General features: G+C 40.7%; 26 protein-coding genes and 1 pseudogene. 8 read left to right on the top strand and 19 right to left on the bottom strand.

Annotated elements, in window-relative coordinates; genetic code table 11:
• The 8 genes from J8L97_RS14820 to J8L97_RS14785 all read right to left on the bottom strand — a co-directional run.
• On the bottom strand, positions 1–512 hold a 512-nt coding region (locus J8L97_RS14820; protein WP_211050745.1), incomplete at its 3' end, for a DUF6338 family protein.
• Between the two features lie 298 nt (positions 513–810).
• Positions 811–1,215, bottom strand: a complete 405-nt coding sequence (locus tag J8L97_RS14815) for a TIR domain-containing protein (protein WP_211050744.1) — start codon at positions 1,213–1,215, stop codon at positions 811–813.
• Positions 1,216–1,306: 91 nt separating this feature from the next.
• Positions 1,307–2,170, bottom strand: coding sequence for a DUF4231 domain-containing protein (locus tag J8L97_RS14810; protein WP_211050743.1), 864 nt, complete (start codon positions 2,168–2,170; stop codon positions 1,307–1,309).
• A gap of 240 nt (positions 2,171–2,410) precedes the next feature.
• Positions 2,411–2,569 carry a hypothetical protein gene (locus J8L97_RS14805; protein ID WP_211050742.1) on the bottom strand — a complete coding sequence of 53 codons (159 nt, stop codon included), beginning with the start codon at positions 2,567–2,569 and terminating at the stop codon, positions 2,411–2,413.
• A 105-nt stretch (positions 2,570–2,674) separates the two neighbouring features.
• On the bottom strand, positions 2,675–3,136 hold the full coding sequence (locus J8L97_RS14800; RefSeq protein WP_211050740.1) for a TIR domain-containing protein: 462 nt from the start codon (positions 3,134–3,136) through the stop codon (positions 2,675–2,677).
• 49 nt (positions 3,137–3,185) lie between these two features.
• The gene (locus J8L97_RS14795; RefSeq protein ID WP_211050738.1) at positions 3,186–3,422 is read right to left on the bottom strand and encodes a hypothetical protein; all 237 of its coding nucleotides are present in this window, start codon (positions 3,420–3,422) and stop codon (positions 3,186–3,188) included.
• 11 nt (positions 3,423–3,433) lie between these two features.
• The gene (locus tag J8L97_RS14790; RefSeq protein WP_211050731.1) at positions 3,434–3,967 is read right to left on the bottom strand and encodes a hypothetical protein; all 534 of its coding nucleotides are present in this window, start codon (positions 3,965–3,967) and stop codon (positions 3,434–3,436) included.
• Complete coding sequence (locus J8L97_RS14785) at positions 3,957–4,172, bottom strand: hypothetical protein (protein ID WP_211050723.1); 216 nt, start codon at positions 4,170–4,172, stop codon at positions 3,957–3,959. The genes J8L97_RS14790 and J8L97_RS14785 overlap by 11 nt, the downstream gene beginning before the upstream one ends.
• Positions 4,173–4,247: 75 nt before the next feature.
• Between J8L97_RS14785 and J8L97_RS14780 the strand changes: the two genes are divergently transcribed.
• From J8L97_RS14780 to J8L97_RS14770, 3 genes are all read left to right on the top strand, one after another.
• Complete coding sequence (locus J8L97_RS14780; protein ID WP_211050721.1) at positions 4,248–5,243, top strand: tyrosine-type recombinase/integrase; 996 nt, start codon at positions 4,248–4,250, stop codon at positions 5,241–5,243.
• A gap of 11 nt (positions 5,244–5,254) precedes the next feature.
• The gene (locus J8L97_RS14775; RefSeq protein WP_211050719.1) at positions 5,255–6,037 is read left to right on the top strand and encodes a toll/interleukin-1 receptor domain-containing protein; all 783 of its coding nucleotides are present in this window, start codon (positions 5,255–5,257) and stop codon (positions 6,035–6,037) included.
• Positions 6,038–6,661: 624 nt separating this feature from the next.
• Positions 6,662–7,114 carry a hypothetical protein gene (locus J8L97_RS14770; RefSeq protein ID WP_211050717.1) on the top strand — a complete coding sequence of 151 codons (453 nt, stop codon included), beginning with the start codon at positions 6,662–6,664 and terminating at the stop codon, positions 7,112–7,114.
• Between the two features lie 37 nt (positions 7,115–7,151).
• Here J8L97_RS14770 and J8L97_RS14765 read toward each other — a convergent pair whose 3' ends face one another.
• Entirely contained in the window at positions 7,152–7,712 is a 561-nt protein-coding gene (locus tag J8L97_RS14765; RefSeq protein ID WP_211050715.1) for a DUF4879 domain-containing protein, read from the bottom strand.
• Between the two features lie 571 nt (positions 7,713–8,283).
• Positions 8,284–9,180 carry a LysR family transcriptional regulator gene (locus J8L97_RS14760; RefSeq protein ID WP_211050713.1) on the bottom strand — a complete coding sequence of 299 codons (897 nt, stop codon included), beginning with the start codon at positions 9,178–9,180 and terminating at the stop codon, positions 8,284–8,286.
• A 187-nt stretch (positions 9,181–9,367) separates the two neighbouring features.
• Here J8L97_RS14760 and J8L97_RS14755 point away from each other — a divergent pair, with 187 nt between their 5' ends.
• Both J8L97_RS14755 and J8L97_RS14750 read left to right on the top strand, forming a co-directional pair.
• Positions 9,368–10,384, top strand: a complete 1,017-nt coding sequence (locus J8L97_RS14755; protein WP_247688689.1) for an NAD(P)-dependent alcohol dehydrogenase — start codon at positions 9,368–9,370, stop codon at positions 10,382–10,384.
• A gap of 440 nt (positions 10,385–10,824) precedes the next feature.
• On the top strand, positions 10,825–11,751 hold the full coding sequence (locus J8L97_RS14750) for an endonuclease/exonuclease/phosphatase family protein (protein WP_211050711.1): 927 nt from the start codon (positions 10,825–10,827) through the stop codon (positions 11,749–11,751).
• Positions 11,752–11,808: 57 nt separating this feature from the next.
• On the opposite strand, the gene J8L97_RS14745 is transcribed toward J8L97_RS14750, so the two are convergent.
• From J8L97_RS14745 to J8L97_RS14735, 3 genes are all read right to left on the bottom strand, one after another.
• The gene (locus tag J8L97_RS14745) at positions 11,809–12,579 is read right to left on the bottom strand and encodes a class I SAM-dependent methyltransferase (RefSeq protein ID WP_211050709.1); all 771 of its coding nucleotides are present in this window, start codon (positions 12,577–12,579) and stop codon (positions 11,809–11,811) included.
• A 250-nt stretch (positions 12,580–12,829) separates the two neighbouring features.
• Complete coding sequence (locus tag J8L97_RS14740; protein WP_211050707.1) at positions 12,830–13,219, bottom strand: MerC domain-containing protein; 390 nt, start codon at positions 13,217–13,219, stop codon at positions 12,830–12,832.
• Between the two features lie 122 nt (positions 13,220–13,341).
• Positions 13,342–14,694, bottom strand: coding sequence for a hypothetical protein (locus tag J8L97_RS14735; RefSeq protein ID WP_211050705.1), 1,353 nt, complete (start codon positions 14,692–14,694; stop codon positions 13,342–13,344).
• A gap of 860 nt (positions 14,695–15,554) precedes the next feature.
• Here J8L97_RS14735 and J8L97_RS24085 point away from each other — a divergent pair.
• From J8L97_RS24085 to J8L97_RS14720, 3 genes and pseudogenes are all read left to right on the top strand, one after another.
• Positions 15,555–16,750, top strand: a pseudogene (locus J8L97_RS24085) (glutamate synthase large subunit); the annotation flags it as partial.
• Entirely contained in the window at positions 16,727–20,938 is a 4,212-nt protein-coding gene (locus J8L97_RS14725) for a glutamate synthase-related protein (protein ID WP_409455166.1), read from the top strand. The pseudogene J8L97_RS24085 and the gene J8L97_RS14725, both read left to right, overlap by 24 nt.
• Positions 20,939–20,953: 15 nt before the next feature.
• Positions 20,954–22,738: a sulfite reductase flavoprotein subunit alpha gene (locus tag J8L97_RS14720; RefSeq protein ID WP_211050699.1), complete on the top strand. Its 1,785-nt coding sequence runs from the start codon at positions 20,954–20,956 to the stop codon at positions 22,736–22,738.
• Positions 22,739–22,983: 245 nt separating this feature from the next.
• Here J8L97_RS14720 and J8L97_RS14715 read toward each other — a convergent pair whose 3' ends face one another.
• The 6 genes from J8L97_RS14715 to cyoC are packed head-to-tail and all read right to left on the bottom strand — an operon-like array spanning position 22,984 to position 26,133.
• Positions 22,984–23,133, bottom strand: coding sequence for a hypothetical protein (locus J8L97_RS14715; protein WP_211050698.1), 150 nt, complete (start codon positions 23,131–23,133; stop codon positions 22,984–22,986).
• Between the two features lie 50 nt (positions 23,134–23,183).
• Positions 23,184–23,681: a hypothetical protein gene (locus J8L97_RS14710; RefSeq protein ID WP_211050695.1), complete on the bottom strand. Its 498-nt coding sequence runs from the start codon at positions 23,679–23,681 to the stop codon at positions 23,184–23,186.
• On the bottom strand, positions 23,678–24,280 hold the full coding sequence (locus J8L97_RS14705) for an SCO family protein (protein WP_211050693.1): 603 nt from the start codon (positions 24,278–24,280) through the stop codon (positions 23,678–23,680). Before J8L97_RS14705 ends, J8L97_RS14710 begins: the two co-directional genes overlap by 4 nt.
• A 5-nt stretch (positions 24,281–24,285) precedes the next feature.
• Positions 24,286–25,170: a heme o synthase gene (cyoE, locus tag J8L97_RS14700; protein WP_211050691.1), complete on the bottom strand. Its 885-nt coding sequence runs from the start codon at positions 25,168–25,170 to the stop codon at positions 24,286–24,288.
• Between the two features lies 1 nt (position 25,171).
• The gene (gene cyoD / locus J8L97_RS14695; protein WP_010366908.1) at positions 25,172–25,516 is read right to left on the bottom strand and encodes a cytochrome o ubiquinol oxidase subunit IV; all 345 of its coding nucleotides are present in this window, start codon (positions 25,514–25,516) and stop codon (positions 25,172–25,174) included.
• Complete coding sequence (gene cyoC, locus J8L97_RS14690; RefSeq protein ID WP_211050689.1) at positions 25,516–26,133, bottom strand: cytochrome o ubiquinol oxidase subunit III; 618 nt, start codon at positions 26,131–26,133, stop codon at positions 25,516–25,518. The genes cyoD and cyoC overlap by 1 nt, the downstream gene beginning before the upstream one ends.
• Positions 26,134–26,150: the final 17 nt, after the last annotated feature.

The raw sequence follows: 26,150 nt of genomic DNA, 5'->3' as shown, positions 1-26,150 counted from the left end.
ATCCACGCAGAGTTACACAAATAAACAAAACCTTCATCAGGCGAATTAGAGTAATACATAGGCCATCCCGTTAGACGCCTATCATCTTTAAAGTTAACAGTGATATAACGATCTGACGTAGTAAAAACATCATCCCAAGCCGTATCTCTAGATGTTTTATTTGTAACTTTTAACGTTCTTAAAAAATGCATATGTAAATCATTATGTATAACAAAGCCCACAATTAAAGGCACGGCAACAGCAGAAATTAGAGTAACAATTATTAACTTAAGGTCAGCGGAATATGTATAGCTATATGTTCCCTGTATATTCTTAACTACAGAGAATAGAGGTTGCCATTTATAAATAGTATCAACGATGACAAAGCTAATAAATGAATAAATCAGTACATCTAAAAATATATTGAATTTTCCCTTTTCATATTTACGCTCGATCAAACCGATTATCCTTGCACTCAATAAGCCAGGAAACAATAAAAGAAGTAAATTCAATGTCTCATAAGTTAACTTCATATCACCCTTCAATATAACGAAACCGTAGAGTTACTCTGAACTCTAAATCAGTCATGTTTTTATAAAAATGGCAAAAACGACCTTATACGTGAGTGTTTTTTAGGCCACACCTTAAAATTCATCTTCGTCCACTATAGAACAGCTAAAGCATCAAAGCATTTGGAAACATCGGGTGGTCATCCTTAACGGCCACCTGAAGTACTTTATAAAAATTCAGTGCAGTGAAATAAAAGGGGTCTTAGTAATTGATTTTATGAAACAAGAACTTGCCCCTTTTTTAAAAGTCCAAAGGGAATATTTACTTAGAGTAATCCCTAATTGCCGCAACTATGCTCTCAGTATTCCAACCCACATCAGTTATTGATCTGCTAGATACCGTAGTTGAAATACGCTCCTGACCCCTAGGTATTACACCTACTATCGGCACTTTCAAATCCAAAGCCTTATCGAGCTCCCACTCCATCCAATCACTATGACTTGCATACATGCCAGCAAGTCCTAAAACAATGTCTGAATTATCAATTTTTTCACGCAAACGTCTCTTTATATAATCTGCGTTGCTAGAGTTAATAGGTTCATCCTTGCTTACTTCCTCAAACTCAACGTTGAAATAACCACGTTCCTTCAATAGATTATGTAAACGTGTTAATGCATCCGAATTTTGCCACGAGTGACTAATAAAAATACTATATGTTTTTGCCATTTTTAATCCTTTATTAACTAAATTGAAAATACACATTATAAATACTTAAGTAAGGCTATAAAAACCATCAAAGCCTCATTAAAATATTACACTAGCTATTCTGCCTAGCAGACCATTGAGTGTGTTCCCTTGAAAATGCTTGCTCTGAATTAATAACGAAACTTGACAAGTCTCCATCAGATTGTACATCCTCTGACAACCCTCTTATAATACCTATCTCTTGCGCCGTTAATGAATATGCTGAAGATAATTCATTAAATTTTTTAATTTGCATCCACCCAATTACAAAAGCAGCCATAACCACTAGAACGTCTGTTGGCCAATAATTCCATTCAGGGTATGCAATCCTAAGTAATACACATAAAATCGCTAACAATTGAGTCGAAATCAAACATACAAACCAATGTCTCTGCTTTTTTTTATTGAATGCCGCTTTTTTTGTATACCATAGTCGCTGTTCATCAACTCGAAACTTCAAGTAATAATCTTTTCGCTGCTCCAGGCACAATGAACGAACTTCATTCATTTCATCTGTTATCTGACCTCCAGTATCCTCATGCTCACTAATCGCTTCACCGAGTTCTCGATTGGCTTTAATTATCCCATTAAGTAGATTGCGAAATTCAGTTTTTGGTATTTGAACAGCATCTGCGTTCTCAAATGGAGAAGCTCGCATACAATAACGCCATGTGGATGTTTTTATTGATTCAGCTACGGCTCTACCGTTATACCAAGTTTTTTCGTATTTCTTAATACCTAACAATATTGAGAGTCCCAAAGCTAACAAGAAAACTAAAGCCATAATAATACTATACAATTTATTCGGCATAACATTAATTGCTAATGCAGTGCCGATGACCAACAATACAGCATGAGCCATAGTTAGCCGTAAAAATTTGTTTTGAGCTTTTAGTGAAGCTGCATCAGCAACTTTGTATAAAGACGGATAATTCAAAAAAACCTCCAAAATCAACTCAATAGAAAACCAATTCTCACATTAATATATTCACCATTCATAAATCCAGACATCATCAATATTAATAATCTTACAAGGATGTTTTTCTTCATATTCATTGTTATTTTTCTGACAAGATATTAATGCACTGCGTACTGCATGCTCTTTTGATGTACGACTAGATTTCCAGCCCCAAGAACCAACATCAGACTGAGCAAAAGCTTTATATGACATAGCTTTTTAGTATTTATTATACGAATCTAAAGCTTTTTTGGTCACAATCAAATTATCGCCTTTTAAATTATTAACCTTAACTTCATAAAGTGCATTGTCATAAATATCTTCGGATGTTGCACATCCAGCAATGGCCATTGATAACACTAAAAAAAACAACCTCATAAAACACCTTTCAATATATATAAATTTATAAAAATCAAAAAACGAGCTCACCAACCTAGAAATAAATTATTATTCAAAACAAATTACCAACTTCCTTATAAACAGTTAATTTAACGCCTTTCTCAAACCATGCTCTGTAAAACCATACACCCATGTGACTTCACACCCAAGTAAGGCTGGAGGTGATTTGAAATGACGCTTTTCCTTTATAGCGATTATATTCTTACATAGCTTTTTCGCTTGCTCAATTTCCCATTCAACCCAATCGCGTTCATGAGTATCTTCCCCGACAAAAACTATAAAGTTATTCGCCTTTCCTATGCGTTCTTTTATTTTTCTTTTAATGTAACTTTCATTATCACTTTTTATATTAACACCTGTGGACTCATCCTCTATTTTCAAATCAAACTTGTTGTTATTTGCCCAAGCAACAATAAGGTTTTTATAATGGCTATCACCTTTTGAATAATAACTAATAAATACACTCTTGGGATCATCTTTAAAATGAAAAAGCCTAGCTATGCCAGCTAAACCAAGAGTAAAAAGAAATAAAGGAGGTATTGACATAACTTTACAATCTCAAAATAAAAAATGCATCAAGGTAATATTAATAGGTTCATTTAACAACCTGAATAGAAAAACTTTTTTCTGATAAAGGTGATACTTCCAACCGTTCACAATAATGCTGAAAACGTGAGTCCCATTCACGTTTAGCATCAATTCTTTTTTCAATCGGTAAAGTACTTAATTTTTTATAGTCATTTAGTAATAACATAGCTAGGTCAGGTAATGGAATATCTTTTTCAGACTTCTCGAAAGCAACTGAAGCTAATATTACAACCGTTAAAAGCATACATAAGATTGCTATGGGTAGTTCGATGTACATCTATAAGCCCAGTTAAGTCTAAATTTGAATGCAAAACCTGACGCTATTAAAATAGCAGTCACATTAACCAATGAAGAGTAAACAACGTAGAACCAATGTGACGGATAGCGCATTTCAAATGCCAGATAATGCATTATAAGGTACGAGCACATATTGATTGTGGTCATCAAAAAGGCAAACTTCACCGCTTTATGGTGTAACGTTTTGGTCAACGTATGAATTGCAAAAATGGTGAAGATGGTAAACGCATCAAAAATCACCCAATTTAAGTAATACGCATTCCACGCGAGGTACTTTCCCCCTTCATCAATCACATCGCCCATAAAGAAGCCTGTACCATATGAGAAGGCATAAACGAGAGAGGCTATTTTCAAAGAACGAGAATCACTGCGTTTAAAAAAAACATAAAGCGCCGCTAGAACAAACGCAAAAAAAACCACTGTATCTATGGCTATAATGTATGACCATGAGTTAATAAGGTTTACATCGAGCATATCGATTTTATCCGCCAAGCTTTACTATTGGTGTTGGCTGTACAATGCTGCGTTTTTTCGGAACAACCACCGCCCCCCCACCTCTACCACCTGAGATTTCAAGTAATTGTTTGGATGTTACTTTTTGAGGTTTGTTTGGTACAACTACCGCGCCACCATCACGGCCGCCAGTAACTTTGAGTAATTGCTTAGGTGTTAAAATAATTGATTTAGACTGTACCATCGCTGTAATCTCCTTATGTTGCGAACTTTCGCATATTAAAATTATGTTAACTTTAAGTCAATAAGGTTGAGTTGGATGGCAATTAAAAAAGTAGATAAAGGATACTATCTCGACGCACGTCCTTGGGGTAAAAATGGTAAACGAATACAGCGCACCTTCCCAACCAAAGGCGAAGCGCAAAGGTATTTAAACCATATAGTTCACCAAGCTGAAGAAAAGCCATGGAAGCAAACCAAAGAAGACAAAAGACGGCTACAAACGATTGTCGATAGGTGGTATGACCTACACGGGCAAACTTATACGCAACCTGAGCGAACTAAAAACAAACTTGACGCAATAGTCATTGCGCTTAAAAACCCAATAGCTGAACAATTACTACCACAAGACTATACCGAGTGGCGTGGTAAACGTCTAACAAGCGGCATATCCCCAAAGACAACCAATAATGAACTGACACTTTTGAAAGGCGTGTATAACAAACTGATTGAAATTGGCGATATTACTTACATCAACCCTATTGCCAAAGTTCAAAAAATTAAGCTGCAACAAACCGAACTGTCGTTTCTGACTCACGACGACATAAAAGTTTTATTCAAAGCAATAGAGTCTGCTCGGCATACTGATTTAGAAGTGGTGACAAAAATTTGTTTGAGCACTGGCGCGCGAATATCCGAAGCGTGCAATTTACAAGGTGCTAATGTGATCAAGTCAGGTAATACCTACAAACTCACATTTACAAAAACAAAAGGTAAAAAGAATCGTACCGTGCCAATCAATAAATCTCTTTACGACGCAATACCAAAAAAATCAGGACCACTTTTCACTGATTGTCGGAAAGCGTTTGAACGTGCAATTGATAGATCTGATATTCAATTACCTAAAGGCCAATGCACACACGTAATGCGCCATACGTTCGCCAGTCATTTTATGATGAACGGAGGCAATATATTAGTCCTTCAACAAATTCTCGGTCATGCTAAGATTGAGCAAACTATGGTGTATGCGCATTTTAGCCCAAGTCACTTGGATGATGCGATTAGGTTAAACCCACTGAATAATAAATGTAATTAAAGGATATATGAATGAACGTTTTTTTAAGCTGGTCGGGAGACAGAAGCAAAGCGGTAGCAGATTTGCTAGACGATTGGTTCCAGTGCGTATTGCAAGCTTTAGACCCTTGGATGTCGTCAAAAGATATTGAACGTGGTTCTCTATGGTTCTCTGAAATTAATGACCAATTGCAAGATACATCGATAGGCGTTATCTGCCTAACGCAAGAAAATAAAAACAAGCCATGGATACTTTTTGAGGCTGGTGCATTAGCAAAAGGCTTAGCTGATAATCGCATTTGTACTTTTCTTATCGATTTGGAACCCATCGATGTAGGTACTCCGTTATCACAGTTTAATCATACATTGCCGAACAAAGATAGTATGTTTCAACTTGTGAGGACGTTAAATAATACTCTTAAAGACAAAGGACTAAATGACAAGACACTAGAGACTGTTTTCAACACTTACTGGGAACAATTTGAAAAACAGTTTAAAGCTATCTTAAAAAACACCCCAGAAGTTGAAGAACCTACAACTAGAACTGAAAATGATATTTTGAAGGAGATTTTAGCGACTACCCGTAGTATGGAATCTAGAGTTAGGCGTCTCGAAGGTAGTGGACACTATAGTGAAGAGCGCAAGATAGATAAAGATATAACGAGCACACAAGCTTTCATAGTGAGCAAACTAGCCAAAGGTGTAAGTGAATCAAGTATAGTTCGCAGCTTAATACGTAATTTCGGCATAACAGAAATAGAGGCGCTCAACAGTGTCAATAATGCTCAGATCAGCGCTGCCCTAAATTCGAAGTAGCATCCACCTTTCATCCACTTTCAATAGACTCCATGAGATTAAGATAGCCTAAAATAGATTTATCACTATGATTTATCTATAAATAGCACTAACAGCTAGGCAGAAAAAGAAATCGACGCTTTCCGGACAGGGGTTTCCCCCCAGCTCCACCACTTTAAAGTGTTGTAAAACAGCCTGTTAGAGAGAAATCTTTAACAGGCTTTTTTTTGTCTGCTATTTCTATTACAAATCACAATATGCTAAGTTTAATCAACGCACACTTCCCCTCTAAAGTTAGGGTGATACACATAATCGAGTTCAGCAATTCAGGTACCTCTCAAAGTCAATTTTGAATGCATTGAAACATAAAGCTAAAAGAGGAGGCGGGCGGCAATAAACCGCCGAAAATTTCACCTACGGGCAAGCTTTCGGCAAACGCCTCCTCACCTTTATTGCCACCATAAAGTCATTCAAGTAAACCATTTATCCGTGTTGTTATCATATTTAATTAAATCAGATAGTTAGTTTTTTTATGCGACTACAATTTAAAGGGCATACGTAATTTTACATTTAGATAACAAAAGGTGTACAACTGGAACGGCTATTGCTTATTAAAATAGAGATAAGTCAATTTAAGGATATGAAATGATTAACCCTATCGGCATTACAAATTACCAGTCAGTCTCTGCGACACAATCAAGTCAATATGTGCAAAAGCATGCTGCACCTGAGATGAGCGATAGCCACGCCGAGTCTGCAAATTCATTGAGTTTCCCTGATAGAACACATGACTTCACAAACATGACACTTGAAGAGCAATCTAAAGCGGCTCAAGACCTTTATGTTCAAGGGGTTATTTCAATGGGCGAGCATGCTTTCATGACCGGGAAATATGGTTTAATCGAGCATGATGGTCAATTGGGTGGAACGACGCTTGCACAAGCAAAGAGTGAAAAAATCAATGTGATTGACACCATGAAAGACAACCTTGCCGCCGTTAAAAGTCAGGCTGGTGGCGATTCTGAAGTGGTAAAAAACTATCATTCCCTGATACGAAAGTTAGAAGTATATCAATTTGGATTGAATGCGAGCGCCTAACTGCTCACATTCAATTTTCCGCTTTTAAAAAGCCATATTAACGAATAAATAAACGATCACTTTCCTGATTGTATGGAAAGTTAATCGAAGTCCCGTTATAAGTCGCATTACCGCTCGTAAAGTCTGTCATAGGGTTTTTCCAATAATTTATCCACCCAATGACCGTATTGCCTGAATCTTTAACTGGCTCCGAGGTTTCTAATTTTAGTGTTGTGCCATTGATTTGAAAGCGTCGCGACGAAGGTTGAGCATAGCCATATTCAAGGGTTAATGCATAAAACTGACCGCCATGATCCTGGTTTGTAGAAAAAGCGTTTTGGTCAACGTAATCCCATTTACGGTACAGTGCAGAATAAACACCGCGGATCTCCAAATAAGTAATTTTTGGCGCTGGTGCAAGTGGTACTATTTCACCATTTTGACCCAATGACTCTACATAAAGCTGATAATTAGCATGATTTTCCCTTATCTCATGTTTTAGTAAATCAACATATTCTTGAAGTTCATAATCATGTTGCAAATTTTCTATACTTGGCAACTCATTGGCAATCGTAGAGCCTGCGCTACACAGTGTTAATGCACAAATTAACTTGTTCATAACCTTTTCCTTTTGTTTAATGAATGTTTATAGAAACCTCCTTAACTATAAGTTACCCCCAACAGTCGATGTATTAGACTTTAATGTAATGTGGCCTACTATCCGAAATTTTACTACTTTCCACAAACGGTCAATTTTGACTACCGCCATTATTTAAATAGGTTCAAAAATGAAGAAGCCCAATCGCGGCTGCTTAGTAATGATTTATTATTCTCGCACTGATCTTGGTACATCACTCATCTCTAAATAGGCCACGATTGCTCAAGTGGGGGGCCTTGTCGGAGTTCCCGTCGAAAGGTGCACGATGCTTTGTTGCTTATTGGACGTGCAAAAGTAGAAAAAGATATTGGGGCTAGCTAAGAGTCAGAATAATAAAGTCAGTGTGAATCATGTAAACTATACAAATAACAGAATTATTGACATGGTCGAGCTAAGCGGAACACCACGGCGATTGTCTCTACACTAGTTAGTAGGTGCGCTTTCCCTAAGCCGTAACATGAAATAAACGTGCTCTTCCCACACTAAAGTCAGCTGTTAAAATTTTAAAACGTTACCATTTAATGGTCTTATTTCATTCTGCAATCTGTTTTATCTGAGTAATTAACCATTTATAGAGTGGGTCATGTGCCACTTTAGGGTGCCAAGCAATAACCGCATCAAAACCTGGCGGATATTGTGTGAGTTTAATTTCTCTAAGTCGGCTATCAGGCAACATTCTACTGGGAATAAACGCGATAACATTTGACTTGTACACGTATTCACATAACATGGTAAACGAGGGTATTGAAGCAACAATGTTTCTATTCACGTGATGACGCTTAAACCAATCAGTTGAGGAGCCTCTTAAGTTAGGTCGTGATGGCGACACAATGACGTGTTCATACTGATTTAAGTCGGTAATGTGAGCGAGGGTTATTGGCGCGTTAGCCGCGCTCGATACCAGTTTATATTGCTCATTAAAAAGCGTCTCACAAGGCAAGTTATCTGACAAAAAATCAGGGATCGTGATGGCTAAGTCAACATCACCCGCTGTTAATGATTGTGTTAAAGTTTCAATTTCTAACTCTGTAATGATCAGTTTAATCCCAGGTGCTACTCGCCTAATATGGCTAAATAGCGCTGTGGTGATCACTTGCTGCGCATAATCTGTGGCTGAAATGACAATCGTTTTATTGATATTTTTGGCGTTAAATTCTTCAGGTTGAACGCTATCTTCTAATGCTTTAACAATGTCTTTCAACATCAATCCTAGTTTTATTGCTTTCGGAGTGGGTGCCACACCATGTCCATGCCTTACGAACAATGTATCTTGGAAAATATCTCGCAATATTTTTAGCTGTATGCTCACCGCTTGTTGGCTCACCGCTTGTTGGCTCACGTTGAGTGATTCTGCAACTCTACTGATACTCTTTTTATCAAGTAACAGTAGCAATAACCGCATTTGTCTTACATCCAACTTTTCTAACATATTACCAATTTCCCGTTACTCGCCCACCCGACAAAAACAACTATTTACTTGTATATAATACAACATACACAACATATCAATAGTATCAATGTTTATCTAAAATGAGCGCCATCTTGTTAGAACGATGTCGGTTCTAACCAATAACAATTTCCGTATTTATCAAATACAATTTTTCTAGGAAACTTTAATGATGCAATCTATAAAACTCAAAAAATCCGGCGGCTTAGAGCATATTTATGTTGCCAATGACCTTGAGTCAAATGCCCCAGAAAAAGGCGAAATTAAAGTCAAAATCCATGCAAGCTCGTTGAACTACCATGATTATTTAGTTGCCTCAGGTGCAATGGAAACAGCACAAGACCGGGTATTGCTGTCTGATGGTGCGGGCGTTGTTGTTGCTGTTGGTGAAGGGGTAACGGAGTTCAGCGTGGGTGATAACGTGGTCTCAACTTTTTTCCCGCAATGGCAATCTGGTCAAGCAAATGCCGACGTCGGCAATTTTAGCCAAACACCAGGCGATGGTGCAGAAGGTCTTGCTGCAGAATATGTGACACGTGCAACCTCGGCATTCACGCTTGCACCACAAGGGTGGAGCCATGAAGAGTCAGCAACCATAACGACGGCGGGTCTGACTGCATGGCGCGCTTTGGTAACAGACGGCAATTTAAAAGCAGGCGATACCATAGTTACCCTAGGTACAGGCGGCGTGTCGATTGCGGCATTGCAAATTGGTAAAATGTTTGGTGCCAAAGTCATTGTAACTTCATCATCAAACGAAAAAATCGAAAAAGCCAAAGCGCTTGGTGCATTTGCAGGGGTTAATTATAAAGAACACCCTGAGTGGGCTAAAGAAGTGTTAGCTATCACTCATGGTAAAGGGGCTGACCATGTGATTGAAGTCGGTGGACCAGGTACACTTGCGCAGTCGGTTGAGGCCGTTGCCGTGGGCGGTAAAATATCATTAATTGGTGTTTTAACTGGATTTGCAGGTGAATTGCCAATCGGTGTACTCATGTTTAAACAAGCGCGACTACAGGGAATGCTAGTGGGTAGCCGGACTGACCAACAAGATTATGTTAGAGCATTGGAAAGCAATAACGTCCGCCCAGTTGTTGATAAGGTGTTTAAATACGCAGAACTTGGTAAAGCCTTTGAACATCAAATCAATGGTGCACACTTTGGTAAAATTTGTGTTCAGTGGTAGCTAGTTAACCTCAGCTCTGGATAAGCGAATTTGCCCAATAAAGCTATTTTTTCACTCTCGGCGTTGCTTTCATTTGTAATAGCCCGCTATTACAAATGAAAGCGCCTTGATATTGAACAAAATATCATCATTGGATTGGACGTAAGTTTGTTTACAAAACATTTTCTATTCCAAAACCCTTATCCAAACCTGAGATTAGTTAAATTCTCGCCAGTGAGAACATCACATTCCCACTGGCGATTAAACGCTGTAAATCGTCCTAAGTAATAGGTAGTCATAGCGTATCTTTCAACAAACCTTGTAACACCCAATTTACTTAAACTCGGACCATTTAGTATTCCCTGCACCGTGTTACCGCTTCGTGCTATCTATCGCAACCCATTGCATTTCACGTGATAATATAACAAAATATTTTTACCATAAATTATTGAATAACACACATGAACACACCGGGATTCAAGCACCTAATTACAGGGCTCGTTTGCAGCTCAGCTTTACTTGGCTGCCAAACAGTTACGACTACGACCAGCACACAAACAACAAACGACTTAGTGGTGGCTACGTGGAATATTGAACACTTAGCAGCGCAAAACAATCAAGGTTGCAAAGGCCGTGAAAACAGTGATTATGCAGCACTCACCGCTTACAAAAACCGCGTAGACGCGGATATATATGCACTACAAGAAGTCGGTTCCGTGGCTGCCGTACATAGAGTATTTGATTCAGCTGACTGGCAAGTCTTCATCTCTAATAGGGAGGATTCGCCAAGTTATACATGCCGAGGCAGCGATCAATCGTCAACGCAACAAAAAGTCGCGTATGCTGTCAAAAAAACCATTTCGGTTAAAGCCGTTACAAACCTTGATGCGCTTAGCGCTCCTCAGTTTGGGCTGCGTCATGCATTACAACTTAATATTGAATATGCAGGAAAACCACTATCACTCATTAATTTCCATTTAAAAAGTGGCTGTTTTGTTGATAACTATTTAGATAGCGACCGAAAAAGTTGTGGCATATTGGCTCAGCAGGCGAAGATTTTAAGAGATACACTTAGCAAGCAACAAAAAAGCCAGCCTAATTTGGTATTGCTAGGCGATTTCAACCACCGACTAGCAAACACGAACAACCGTTTGCGTGCTGATTTAGGGTTCACCCACTTAGGTAACGAAAGCGTATGGGTTAATACCACTGATAATGTGCAGGGATGCCATCCAAAGTATCCTGCCCCTATTGACCATATTATTATATCGTCGTCATTAGTACAGCATCTTGATAAACCAAAGTCACAGTTTCACTACTTTGAAGATATGACCCAAAACAACATGCTTAGCGACCATTGTGCTTTAACGTTACGCTTTAATTTTTAAGAGGAAGCTGGTCCAACGTCTGCGTTTGGGCCAGCATTGGCAGAATACTGGTTTATACTATGGCTTACGTGCTTTGATAGCGTAAATTAAAGGGACTTGCTGCCCTTTGTGCTGCATTTGATAACGCTTTTCTGCGACCAGCTTTAGTCCGTCAAAACAATCATAAGGGTTATATGCATGCTCTTCAAACAGCTCTATTATCAAACCTGAGTTGATCAGTGCGCTGATCACACTGCTCAGTGAATGTGGCCAAGTGATCACTTGAGACACTTGCCCGTCACAATTTTCAGTATATGTGGCTTCTTCTTCAATATCAGGCTCGCTCTTAGGAAAATAAGCATACCCAGACAACAAATCATTAAACGTATGGAACTCAACTAAATGAAACTCTCCACCACATTTTAATGCGTTAACAATACCACGTGCCCAATGCGTTAAATCTGGTAACCAACACAACACTCCGTAAGAGGTGTACACAATATCAAATTGCTGAGTATTCGCATCACCAAAATGGCATACATCATCACACACAAATGTTGCATTGAGGCCAAGTTGTTCATTCAATGCTATTGCTTCATTGATCGCAGCTGAAGACAAATCTACCCCCGTCACATCTGCCCCAAGCCTGGCCAAAGACAAAGAGTCTTGCCCAAAATGGCACTGCAAATGTAGGAGGCTTTTACCCTTTACATTTCCCAACTGATTTATTTCAATGTCATTCAGTGACGACTGCCCTTGTATAAAACCGTCTACATCATAAAACTTTGACTTAACATGTAGCTTTGTCCGCTTATCCCATGTTGTTTTATTTATGTCTAAATAGTTCATAATTGACTCTTTTAATCAAGCTAAAACATAAGTTAATGATTGGGGATGCACTATTCAATCATGTCTCTAGAGCGTGTTTATCTTTGCTGTTTTTTTTCAGCAGTGTGTTGACGATTTAGGCAAGGCAGAGGCTTCGTAGCATAGTTATTCTATGTGAGTTAGCCGATAACGCTGAACAAATCGTCAATACGCCCTAGTCAAAATTAATCAAAAATAAACCCAGTGCCAATTATTTGCGACAAAATAAAACTTAGGTACAAGGGACCTTTGCACACAAGCGATAATTACGAATATGGCAAGCGATTATTAATCCAGAACCGATCAAGGTAACCACCCGCTCCATCATCTCCCCCAGCACATCATGACCAAATACAACCGCAAACACCAAACAGCTCAGTCCAGTTAAACCTACAATCAATACATGCCATGCTCTATGCCGCTTACAGCCAATACTGAGTGCTACAAAACTTATCACCAATGCACCGCACACTAAATATTGATGAACAGCCTCATCAGCTAGAAATCCCAACCCTATTGAGGGTATGAGTACCAACAATAGGGGTAAAAATATACAGTGTGCTATACAGAGCATTGACACGCCGATAGCAGTCTGATCCATCCGCTTTTGTGTGTATTTCATCGTAGTTCACCTTACGTGTATGATTATGGTTAACCCAAGCTGTTTTGCTTGATGTAAAAAAGCCCGCAGAGCGGGCTAAACTTCACAGGGTAAAACTTAGTACAACAAATTAATCCGTTTGCCTAGTGGCCATGATCATCTGATTCAGTCGCAATACCTAGCCATAACAGTTTGTTAGGTACTATATCTAGCTCAAAAGTATGCACCACTTCGCCATTTTCTAAATCTATTGCGACAATGTGCTGGTTAATTGGGTCGCTCACATACACCACTTGCTGAGACTGAGACAGTGTCATTACAAAGCCGTGCTCCTCTGGCATTTTGGTTGTATCAGCACTACTGACTGTAATGTTATAGGCTTTTTCCCAGTGATATTCATCATCATGTTGATGCCCTTCAAATACACTCATCACACCAGCACTGTCCATCAGCACAAAATGCTCTCCTTCAGCGCTAAAGTACGCACCAACTAAACGGGCATCATCACTGGCTTGCCATGCTATTTTTTCTACTGAATTGTTACTTGGGTCAATGGCATATACGGCTGCGCTGCTGCTGCCTATAAATAAATCTTTTTCAGGGTGCCCACGTAGCATCCCGATACGCTCACCTTCGGCAAACTCTTCTGAATTCATGATTTTTTCATGTGTGAATTCATTATCATGTGTTTTAATAACTACAACACCGTCTGCACATGCAAACGCAACCAATTCACTACTTTGTGCACTGCCATGCAAACTCGGGCAGTCTACATCAAATACTTTTTCCTGATCAAAATGATCCCCGTGGCCGTGAAATAAACCAATTTTATTTGGCAATGTCGATAGACTTTGCTCATCTCGAATCGTACTGATTAAATACTCACCGACCGTTTGCATTGCACCATGTTGATACGTGCTGTAATCAAGTGTTGAAAAATCACGATTGTTATTGGCGATGTTGGATTCATTAAATACCATTACTTGGGCGTTTTGATTTGTATCCTTGTCACCATCATAAAAAACAACACTATTGTGTTCACCGGCATTCACATGAGTAGGCTTAACCCCTTGTAATGCAAATTCTACGATACTTGGTGCTTGTTCATATGGGTGTAGATGGTCACCATGATCTTCTTGCCATAAACCCCCATCAACAAACTCTACTATGCCTGCATCCCGTTGCACGGCCATAACATAGCGATGATGCTCAGTGGCATACAGATATTGTGGCGTTCCTGTAATTCCTATGCTATCTAAATGCTCACCATCTTTCGCTGCAATCACTGACAGCACATTGCTCTGATGTGAAGACACAACTAAACGGCCTTCAATACTGACCTCTGTGTGCTCGTGGTCCGTATGGTCTTCTCCCCCTTCTACGCTTTCACTTACAGGGTTTACAACGGGTGTAAGGGTATGTTGAGTATCACTACCACAAGCCGAAGTTAATGCAGCAGCAACCATTGTTGCTAATAACTTAAGTTTTATATTCATTTCCATCACTATCTAAAAATATTTGAGAGTCTTACATCGATGAAGGGTTGGGAGCCTACCGATTTTTCGATATGTTATACTGTAACAAAACAGAAAAGCAAGTAGTTCTTTCTTAATTTAGACTCGTTAATGATTACATTCGAAAATGATCAGGTCATAACAAAAAACAATCTATTTACATTTAAAAGGGGTACTGTATACTTAACATTCACATTTTGCGCAGAAGGATCTGCCTTCATGAAACTAAAAATAAAAATCAGTTACCATAAAAATTACCGATGTGAAATGATGTCGTAAGCGACAGAAGACGGTATTTTATTTAACAAAAGCAAATTGTTGAACTGGGTTTTGTTAGATATGGGAAGTGGTTTTTTATTAATTCTCCCATTATGCGCCACGATTAAAGTGGCGCATTTATATGCAGACCCGATAACTAACAGCCACATTCGTAAACCAACATTCATTATAAAAATTAAACGAAAAGTCGTGATATATTTAACATTGAAACGACCCTCGTTCCATTTCATTCTGTTCGCAAAAACAGCATTCCTAGCATAGCTATAATTTAGCAAATTCAGTTAGAAATTCTTCATATAGATTCATGATCTATACTTATGAAAAAAATTCAATTCATAGATAATTTTTAAAGAGATAAAAAATAACAAATTAAAAACAATAAGTTAAAAACAAGCCTTACAAGAATAAATTAAATAAAAGCAACGGAAAGGCGAATGCAAATATTTATCATTTGCATAAATATACATTGAACATTAATTTGGATGACCAGCTTAAAAAATGTGTAGTTCAAATTAAGTGCTTGTTATGCAATGAACTCACCCGTTTAGTAAATTGGGTACTCAATGAAAAGATATTTGTTTGATAGAAATTTAGAGCATTCGAGCTGTGGCGTTGGGTTTATTACCCATAAAAAAAGTAAGCAAACACATCAATTGCTAGAGCATGCTCATCAAGCGCTTTGTCGTATACCTCATAGAGGCGGAATGAACGCAGAGGGCATTGGTGATGGCGCGGGCGTGAATATTGACTTGTCGCTTAACTTTTTCAAAAAAGTCACCGGCAACGCCACATTGCAACTCGGTGAATTTGGGGTAGCCAACTTTTTTTACCCCAAAGAACTTACGCACCACAACAAAGCCACTCAATTAATTGAAAAAACACTGTCGACCTATAACTTACCCATTATCACATTTCGCACCATCGCAACCGATGAGACCGTGCTTAATCATGCAGCCAACAAGCACAACGACAAATCAAACAAGTCGTTTTTTTAAAACCAAGCCTGTGTGGTAGCCAAACTCAGTTTGAAAAACAGATCCACCAAGCTCTCCATGACATCGAACATGTTGCTTTTACTGATCCTGAACTCAGTAGACTCTACCCCTTGTCGATGAGCAGCCGTACTCAAGTATTGAAAGGCCGTTTAAATAGCTGGGAAGTGATCCCTTATTTCACCGATCTAAGTGACGTAGATCATCAGGTTCATACGTTATTCTTTCACACTCGGTTTTCAACCAATACCGCGCCAAATCCTATGTTTGCGCAACCTTTTAGACGAATGGCCCACAATGGCGAGCTTAATACCGACCGAAAAAACCGCCTAAGTGAAGACGCAATCGCCAAGTCGCAAAATAAGCAAATCATTACTCCAATTGGTCAATCAGACTCTGCACGTTTAGACCAAACATTGGCAAGAAGAGTAATCGAAGACAACTTAGAGATTGATGTCGCCGCATTAGCCATGATGCCGCCCGCTTGGGAGAATGATAGCGACATGCCAACCTCAGTGAGAAATATGCTTGAATATTTTTCTTTATACGAAGAGAAAAATGACGGCCCCGCAGCACTCATTTTTGGTGACGGGATTAAGGTAGGTGCACGACTCGATAGACTCGGACTGCGGCCTTTACGGAGTGTCGAAACATCTGAATACTTGGTGATGATGAGTGAAGCAGGTCAAATAGATTTTGACCCCAACGACATCATACGCCGCGGCCGCATTGAAGCCGGTGGCATGATTGTATTTGACCATAGTACCGGTGAAATTAAAGAAACCCAGCAAATTTTAGAACATTTAGCTAAACAGCAAGATTATGCCGCGCTACTGAGCCAAGCAAGGGTTAACTTATCCGACTTGCCAATACCGCCATTACAAACAGTGAAGCAACGTTCTTCACTGAGTACCAGCGCACAACATGTGGCATTTAGTTTAAATCAAGAAAGCTTTAAATTTATGCTCGATCCCATGTTATTAAATGGGGCAGAAAAAATCTCTGCCATGGGGTATGGCTTGGCTCCGAATGCCCTCAACAAAGATGAAGGCGGCCTATCTAGATACTTTAGCCAACGGTTTGCACAAGTAACCAACCCGCCGCTCGACAGCATTCGTGAAACCGATGGCATGACACTGCGTGTAGCATTGGGTCCAAAACCTAATATTAGCCCAAATAGCCATAAACAAATTGTATTAGACTCTCCTATTTTAATGCCACAACACCTGCTCGCCCTTGAAAAGCAAAGTGCGTTGCGCATTAAAACCTTACCTCTATTGTTTAACATAGACTTACACAACAGCAATGAGCATAGACTGCTTGATGCGCTAGAAACCCTCACTGATCTCGCTGAGCAACAAGCCCGCGAACAAGTCGATATTATCGTTTTAAGCGACGAGCACATTTCGCATAGCCAAGCCGCTATTCCGGCATTACTAGCCGTCGCCAAAATTAATCAGCGGCTGATAAGTCGAGGGCTGCGCTTTACCACCAGCCTTGTTTGCTATACCGGACAAGCAGTGAGTACACACGACATCGCATGCCTGCTTGGCTTTGGTGCCTCTGCGGTATGCCCACTTACGGTATTAAATCGTGCCACTGAATTATTCGATAACCCAACCGATGTGCAGTCAGCCCTACAGAAATTTAAAAAGGCCGGCGAAAAAGCCTTAATGAAAACCATGGGTAAATTTGGCTTATGTACAGTAGAAAGCTATATTGGCGGTGAATTTCTCGAAGCCAACTTTATTGATACCCATGACCCAGCTTTAAAGGCTATTTTCCCCAATATTCACTCCCCCGTGGGAGGAGCCCAATTTAAAGATTTGGTACAAAGCGTTGAGTACTGGCATAAAAAAGTCCCCCATGTTCAATCTGAAAACCAGATCCCTGTACTCGGGTTGTTCAAAGAACGCGCTCAAGGAGCAGGTCATAGCTTTGGTATAACTGCGGTTCGTGAATACATCAATATGACTGAAGAATCGATTCAATATCTCGACGAATCACAACTTGAGTCGCAAGACCAACAAGTCATATTGCCACAAGATGAAGGGTATCGAGATTTAGGCTACGACGCACGCAGCCCCCAGCAAATAGATGACTTTACCATCACAGATGCGTATCGTGAATTTAGTCAAAACCTTTACCTTGAACGCCAGCATCGCCCTGCTGCACTGCGAGATATATTAAGCCTACCGATTCAAATCAAAGCAGATGTATCAGAACAAACTCTTAAAGAGTGCTTTAAAAACATATCAGTGTCAGGGTCATTTGCACTTGCCATAACGGGGCTCACGGTGCACCGTGAGTGCTCCAATGAAATCGCACAACATTGGCATATCGCATTCAAGCATGCTGGTAACCTCCAGAGTTTAGAAGCTGTGCTCATAGACGTATTTTCCAAAGATATTTTCACCCACAGCATAGTAAACTCACATCTGGCTATCGCAGTGGTACAAAATAGTTTACTCGATAGGCTATTAGCGAAAGTCATCCCGGCTCGCACAGCAATATCCGTAGCAAAGGTTCAACCAGCACACCAAATCACTGCAGCTTTTGCTTCTGGCGCAATGAGTAACTCGGGTGAAGGTGGCGAAAGTGCTTCGAGGTACAACACTGTAAAAGCCAGTAAAATTAAGCAATTTGCCTCTGGCCGATTTGGTGTCTGGACAGGCTACCTTGCCGACCCTGCCTTACAAGAAATCGAAATTAAAATAGGCCAAGGCGCAAAGCCCGGCGAAGGTGGTCAACTTCCCGCACATAAAGTCAACGTACAAATCGCCGCAGCACGAGGTGGCACACCTGGGGTTGAACTCGTCTCTCCACCACCGCATCATGATACCTACTCGATTGAAGATTTAGGGCAGCTCATCCACGATGCCAAAGCCGCACGTGTCAAGGTTGTCGTTAAACTGGTTTCATCTGAAGGGATTGGCACCATTGCGGTTGGCGTTGCCAAAGCAGGCGCTGATGTTATTAATGTCGCAGGTAATACAGGCGGTACTGGGGCAGCCCAAGTGACCAGTTTGAAGCACACAGGTCGGGCCGCCGATATTGGTATTGCTGAAGTCCATCAAGCGCTCGCTGAAAACGGCTTACGAGATAAAATAACCCTACGCTGTTCTAATGCCCATCAAACGGGGCTTGATGTGGTTAAATCGGCCATGTTAGGCGGTGATTCATTTGAGTTTGGTACCACAGCACTGATGATGCTCAAGTGCGTGATGGCTAAAAACTGCCATCAAAAATGTCCTGCGGGGCTGACAACCAACCCTGAGGTTTATCAAGGCGATCCGAGAGCACTGGCGCAATATTTCATGAATGTTGCGCATGAAACCCGTGAAATATTAGCGCACCTTGGCTATGTGTCTTTACGTGAGATACGCGGAAAAAGTAATTTATTACACCTCGTTGCACATCCGATGATGGTCGGCCAATTAGATATGACGGCCATGCTCGCGCCAGTAGAGCCCATAAAAATTGCAGCGCCGGTGTACCTTGAAGCAAACTTTGATCACGACACGCAGTGGCTCACGCAGCTGCAACAAAACTTATTTGATAACCAAACTGAATACTTATCTCTGCCTCCCATCGCACTGACTAACTGTAACAAAACAGTCGCTGGGCAACTGGCGATTGATATCGAGCGAACCCTAAATTATCAAGTAAGCGATGCGACCATTGCCGCTCATCCTGCAATGTATAGATTGAGTAATGGCAGAGTCGTGTTAAAAAGTAATACGCTCTCGTTGCATACGTATGGCTCAGCAGGCCAAAGTTACGGGGCATTTTTGAACACTGGTATGCAACTTCAACATACCGGTACTTGCAATGATGGTGTAGGTAAAGGCATAAGCGGCGGTCGCATACAGATCACAAGTCCTGTTTCACATGCAAAACAACCACTGACCAACAATGTCCTGATCGGTAACTTTGCATTGTTTGGCGCAACGGGTGGAGAATTTTTTATTGCAGGCCAAGCAGGCGACCGCTTTGGTGTGCGTAACTCAGGTGCTGTTGCCGTGGTGGAAGGGGTTGGTGATTTTTGCAGCGAATATATGACCAATGGTTCAGTGGTTAACTTATCTCATTACGGAAAGAATTTAGGCAATGGTATGAGTGGCGGTACCGCATACCAATACGATCCAAGCGGCAATATTGTCACGCAGTGCAGCCAAGACAGTGTCGTTGCTTTGCGCTTAGATGAACAAACGCCCTTGTGTTTAGGCCATGAAGCCGCGCTTTTGTATCATTTACAATGCCATATTGATGCTACCGGCTCTGCGCTCGCCCAATCACTTATTAATAACTGGGCTGAGCACAAGGCGCATTTTTATGTCCTGATCCCAAAAACACTCTATAGCTATCATTGCCCAAATAATATTGTGGACTCTCATGAGCGCAGAACCATGCTTGAAGAGCTCTCACAAGCTTGGGCAAACCGCCTATTAAAAGAAGCTCAAATTGCATATCAACAAAACGAAGACGACGGTAAATACCTATTTAATGGGCAATTACCTGATTACGGAGACCGAGACACGAGTCTCATTTATCAATATGTGATCTCAGCGGGTGTATTTCATCGAGCCCATGAAGCGGCCAAAAAATCAGCCTCACAGTCCACCGCGCATGCTAGCGAAGACAGCGCCAAATACTTGGTCACGACCCTTGATCGAAAGTTACAAGAAACACTGGTGAAAGATACCAAAGAGGCATTAGCCAGCTACGAAAGCGATGCGCTCAGCTGCTTACTCGCACAAAAGCGCGTGCAAGACTACAAAGACGCGTTAGAGCGCCGCGAGGTTTGGGATAGTAATGCGTTTGGTACCAGCGTTTGGATATTACATCGCGATAACTGTGTCCAAGAGGCACTGCGCCAACATCGACCATTTGAACAACTGCTCGCGACCCATTTTTGCCATGTGCTAGTTGAAGCAATCCGCGCAACAGCATAAGTAAGGAAAAGTATTATGACACACTCAAATAACACCCAATTAGTCCCCTATTTACCGGAAAATATGCCGTTCAATGATGAGCAAAAGCAATGGCTCGGTGGCTTTTTAGCGGGTTTACATAGTCGCTTATTAATAAAAGAAGAAACGGTTGCGCAATCAGTTCAGCCAGCCATGCAAATTAAACCACTCACCATAATTTATGGCTCGCAAACCGGTAATGCTGAAAACCTAGCTGAAGAAGCCGCACAAATGGCTAAAAACCATGGATTGTTGGCTTCGGTATTCGATATGGATGATATCTCTGTGGCACAGTTAAGTGAAACAGAGCGACTATTGATTATCACCAGTACCTACGGTGATGGTGAAATGCCCGATAACGCACAATTATTGTGGGATGAAATAAATGCCGAGTCGGCACCGTCATTTGCATCAACCTACTTTTCCGTATTAGCATTGGTTGACACCAATTATGATGATTTTTGCATTGCCGGCATTCAATGGGATGAACGCTTAGAACAACTGGGTGCTACCCGAGTCGCACAACGTATAGACTGTGATGTGGCCTATGAAGCCCCAGCAGAACAATGGATGGCTGAAGCACTGCCCACAATCGCGCAAAAAGGCAGTAACTCAGAGCAGCAACCAGCGCACACTTCTGAGCAAAAGCCTAAAAAGCACAAAGCCAAATTTAATAAAGAGTCACCACTGAAGGCTCAGCTCTTAAGCAAAACGCGGTTAACCGGTGAGTGCTCAAGTAAAGAAACCATTCATTATGAACTCTCTTTAATGGGCTCAGGAGAACAGTATGATGCTGGCGATGCCCTTAATATTGTTGCCCACAATAGTGCCACACTCGTTAATGACTTACTCAGCGCATTAAATGCCAGAGCAGAGCAACATGAAACGTACGATGGTAAAACCGATCAGCTAGAATACATATTCACTGAATTACTCGAAATTCGCCAGCCCAGTAAAGATCTTATTCATGAAATAGCACGTCAGAGTAGCTGCCCTGAGCTGCTTTCCCGACTGGATGATAATCAAGCCATGAGTGATTATTTATGGGGTGTTGACACAGTTCAGCTACTTAAGCGTTACCCAGATAGTGCTCTTTCACCGGCACAGTTTATTCAGCTTGCAAAACCAATGGCACCCAGAGCCTATTCCATTTCATCGAGTCTCAAAAAGCACCCTGATCAAGTACATTTAACCATTGCCAGTGTGAGGTACGAAAAAGGTGAACGTCAACACAATGGGGTTTGTTCAACTTACTTAGCCGACCTTGTAAAAATAGGAGAGCCAGTGACTTGTTATTTTTCGGCCAACAAACACTTCTCTGTACCCAATGATTTAGCCGCGCCCATTATTATGATTGGCCCAGGTACCGGTATTGCACCATTTAGAGCATTCCTAGAAGAGCGAGAGGCCACACACGCTACAGGAGACAATTGGTTGTTTTTTGGTGATCGAAATGAAAAAACCGATTACTTGTATGAACAAGAGTTAACCCAGATGCAACAAGATGGCCTATTGACGCGATTAGACTTGGCCTTTTCTCGTGACCAAGCAGAAAAAACCTATGTACAAGATAAAATGCTAGCACAAGGTGAAGCCCTATTTAACTGGCTCGAACAAGGGGCATATCTGTATGTCTGTGGAGATGCCTATAAAATGGCGAAAGATGTTGATACAACGCTGCAGAGCATTATTCAGCAGTATGGTCAGTATGATGAAAGTCAAACGCAAGATTACATGGCCAATTTAAAAAAACAAAAACGCTATGTACGGGACGTTTATTAAAGACGGGAAGCAACCTTTACGTTAAGATTTTAAGCGTAAAGGTTGTTTAAGCGGCACGACATTACCACCGAGTTTTGGAAACACATGACTAATTTGCTTGTCTAACTTAGTGAGTTCGGCAATGCATTTTCCTTGCTGCTTTTGACAATTTTCACAGCGACTATATTGCAATACAATACTATTTCTCAACCACAGTTGTAAGTCAGCAACACATTGAACATCGCCATAACGAATACATACTTGCTTTACTTTGTGGCAAGCATCAGAAATGCGGATAAGTTGGCATACTCTGTTGGTCTGTGTTTTAAAATCATAGATTTAACACTGAGTTCTGAATTAGCACGATCAAACTCTTTTTTGTATGCATCGATTTCTAACACCAATCGCGTACTCATAAATCCCTCACCTCAGTTATTAACGAAACTCGTCATCCGTAAGGGCCACGCTAAACCCCGTTTTTATGGCGACTTACTAAACAATATGACCCGTCTGAAGCATCACTCAACATACCACTCATACTGGTATCTCTTTGGTTTTTAAACACCATCGTATTACTGTTTAACTTGCCTTGATATTGCCATTTTTTAAATACTTCCTCGCGCACCAAAATACACGGAGACTTTACGGTAAACGTTTCTTGAAATGTCACCGAGCACTGGCCTTGAATATCTTTAGTGGCCGCATAAACCACATGGCTCTGTCTGTCTTTGTACTCGATCACCCCGGAAACAAAGCTACTATGCAGTTGTTTGCTCTGACTGTTTAATTCAAGTAACCGATGTTTATTTAACCCAATGGTGTTTGTCGCAAGCTCTATCAGCTGCGCAGCACACACCGGGTTAGCCTTCGCCGCTAACACTTTGTCCATAGAGGTTTTTGCAAAGCTTTGCACACTTATCATGCTACTTGTCAGCATACTAACCAATAAAATCAAACGGTTCATAATAACTCTCTAATTTGCGCCGCTAATTCATTCGGGGTCGTGGTATGACTCATGGCTGTGATCAACTTGCTGGATTTGTCTACAATATAAAACCGTGATGCATGAGACACGGAATACTCCATAAATGAGTCACTTAGATTATTATTATCGTAAAACACACCATACTGACCACTGACCGATTTAACTTGCTCTACCGTACCGGTAAGCCCCAAAATATCGTCATGAAAGTAGGCTGTATATTCTTTTAATTCAGCAGGCGTATCACGCGTTGGGTCAACCGTCACAAATAACCCTTGTATGGCGTTTGGGTGACTCTTCTCAAGCCGCATCATTGCACCGGTTAAAACAGCAAGTGAATTAGGACACACTTCAGCACACGATAAATAGCCAAAGTACATCACCACAACTTGCCCTTTAAAATCATATAATGATACGGGGCCTTCACTACTTTGTAAGGTGAAGTCCCCGCCGAGCTCTGCAAAGGTCTTTTTCGGTTGATTAAAGTCTTTACTGGTTGTTGCTAAATAGAAAATCACTAAGCCAACAATCCCCAGTACACAACTGAGTAAAAACAATCTCCGTAAATTATTCCCTTGCATTTGTATTACCTCACCGTGAGCAATGTTTGTGGTGCAAGACTGACAAAGTCCAGCGACATAAACACACTCAATGATGTGATAGCCAATATTGACACCACAAATACACGCTTTGCCCATATGTGTTGTTCATAACGACCAAAGTCAACAATGGTAATGGCTAACCACACCACACCAATCAGTAACGTTGAAACAGCGTATAACGTCCCCACATAATTAAACACAAACAATGCCAATGCCATCAACGTAAACGCGACAATATAAGCCACCATGTGCTTACGCGCTGACTCAATACCGTTAACCAATGGTAATACTGGTATATTGGCCGCTTTATAATCTTCAAAACGGTAAATAGCAATGGCATACGAATGTGGAATTTGCCATAAACAAAATGTCAGTAAAATAACCAACGCCCCCACATCAAACTGTGCTGTCACCGCGCAGTAACCAATAACCGGTGGGCATGCGCCTGAAATACTACCAATTAAAGTACCGTACACCGATTTGCGCTTATAATGCAGGCTATACAGCCCAACATAAACCACAAAACCGATCACAGCAAATAGCACAGCCATCCCCGTAGTAAAGTACCCTAAAGTACCAAACCCAATCGCACCCAGTAACGTGGCATATAGCAAAGCACCATTAGACGTAATGACCTTTTTTACCAAAGCTCGGTTCTGCGTGCGCTGCATGAGCTTATCAATGTCTTGATCTATCACATTGTTAAATACACAACCCGACGCGATTACGGCAGAGGTACCAATACACACAGCCAAAAAGGTCACTAATTGAAAATCACCTTGTGCAGCAAGAAAATAACCTGCGACAGTGGCAATTAAATTGCCCATGATGATCCCAGGTTTAGTTAGCACTAAAAACTCTTTGAACATGCTAGTGGCCCATCAGCATATTGTGATTCAAATGTTCCATGATCCAAATAGACCCAATAACCACAATCGCAACAATAAGTACCACAAACACCGCTGAAGTGGTGTTCCAAATTTGTTCTGATGATGAATTCATATGCAAAAAGAAAATCAATTGTACAAATATTTGTGCGATTGCACAGACTAAAATCACCGTTAATGTCAACACTGGGGTCAGTAAGTCATACATCAGTACGCTAAAAGGTATGGCCGTTAATACAATTGAAAGCATTAAACCAATTACATATTCTTTAACGCTCCCATGCGCCGCGCCGCCATGACTGTGATCAGTTGCAGTTGCTGTGCTCATTACATCACTCCTAATAAATACACTACGCTAAACACACAAATCCAAATAATATCAAGGAAATGCCAGAACAAACTTAAACAAGACAAACGTACTAAGTTATCTTCGGTAAAGCCGTCTCTTTTAAAATGTGCAAACAACACCAACATCCAAATACAGCCACCGAGTACGTGTAACCCGTGCGTGGCAACTAAGGCATAAAACGCAGACCAATACGCACTGCTTTGTGGCGTCGCGCCTTCGCTACTAAAATGATAAAACTCATAAAGTTCCATCCCGAGAAAGCCTAACCCCAGTGCCAATGTGAACACCAACCATGAGATCATGCCCTTCATATGCCGTTTATTGGCATAAAGCATTGCCATACCAAAGGTAAAGCTACTAAACAACAACAGCGCTGTTTCTACAGCGACAAAGTTCAAATCAAACAAGTCTTTTGGGGTTAATCCTCCCGCATACCCACGACTGAGTACCGCATACGTTGCAAACAAAGTTGCAAACAAAATGCAGTCGCTCATGATGTAAATCCAAAAACCAAATACCGTATCACCACCTGAGTCATGATGATCGTGGTCATGATGATCTATTTCATCATGACCAGTTGCGTGACTTTGAGACATAGTTAACTCTAATCCTC

This window comes from Pseudoalteromonas sp. MMG012 (genome assembly GCF_018100875.1).
GTDB lineage: Bacteria > Pseudomonadota > Gammaproteobacteria > Enterobacterales > Alteromonadaceae > Pseudoalteromonas > Pseudoalteromonas aurantia.
This window is presented reverse-complemented; position numbering and strand designations above follow the sequence as displayed.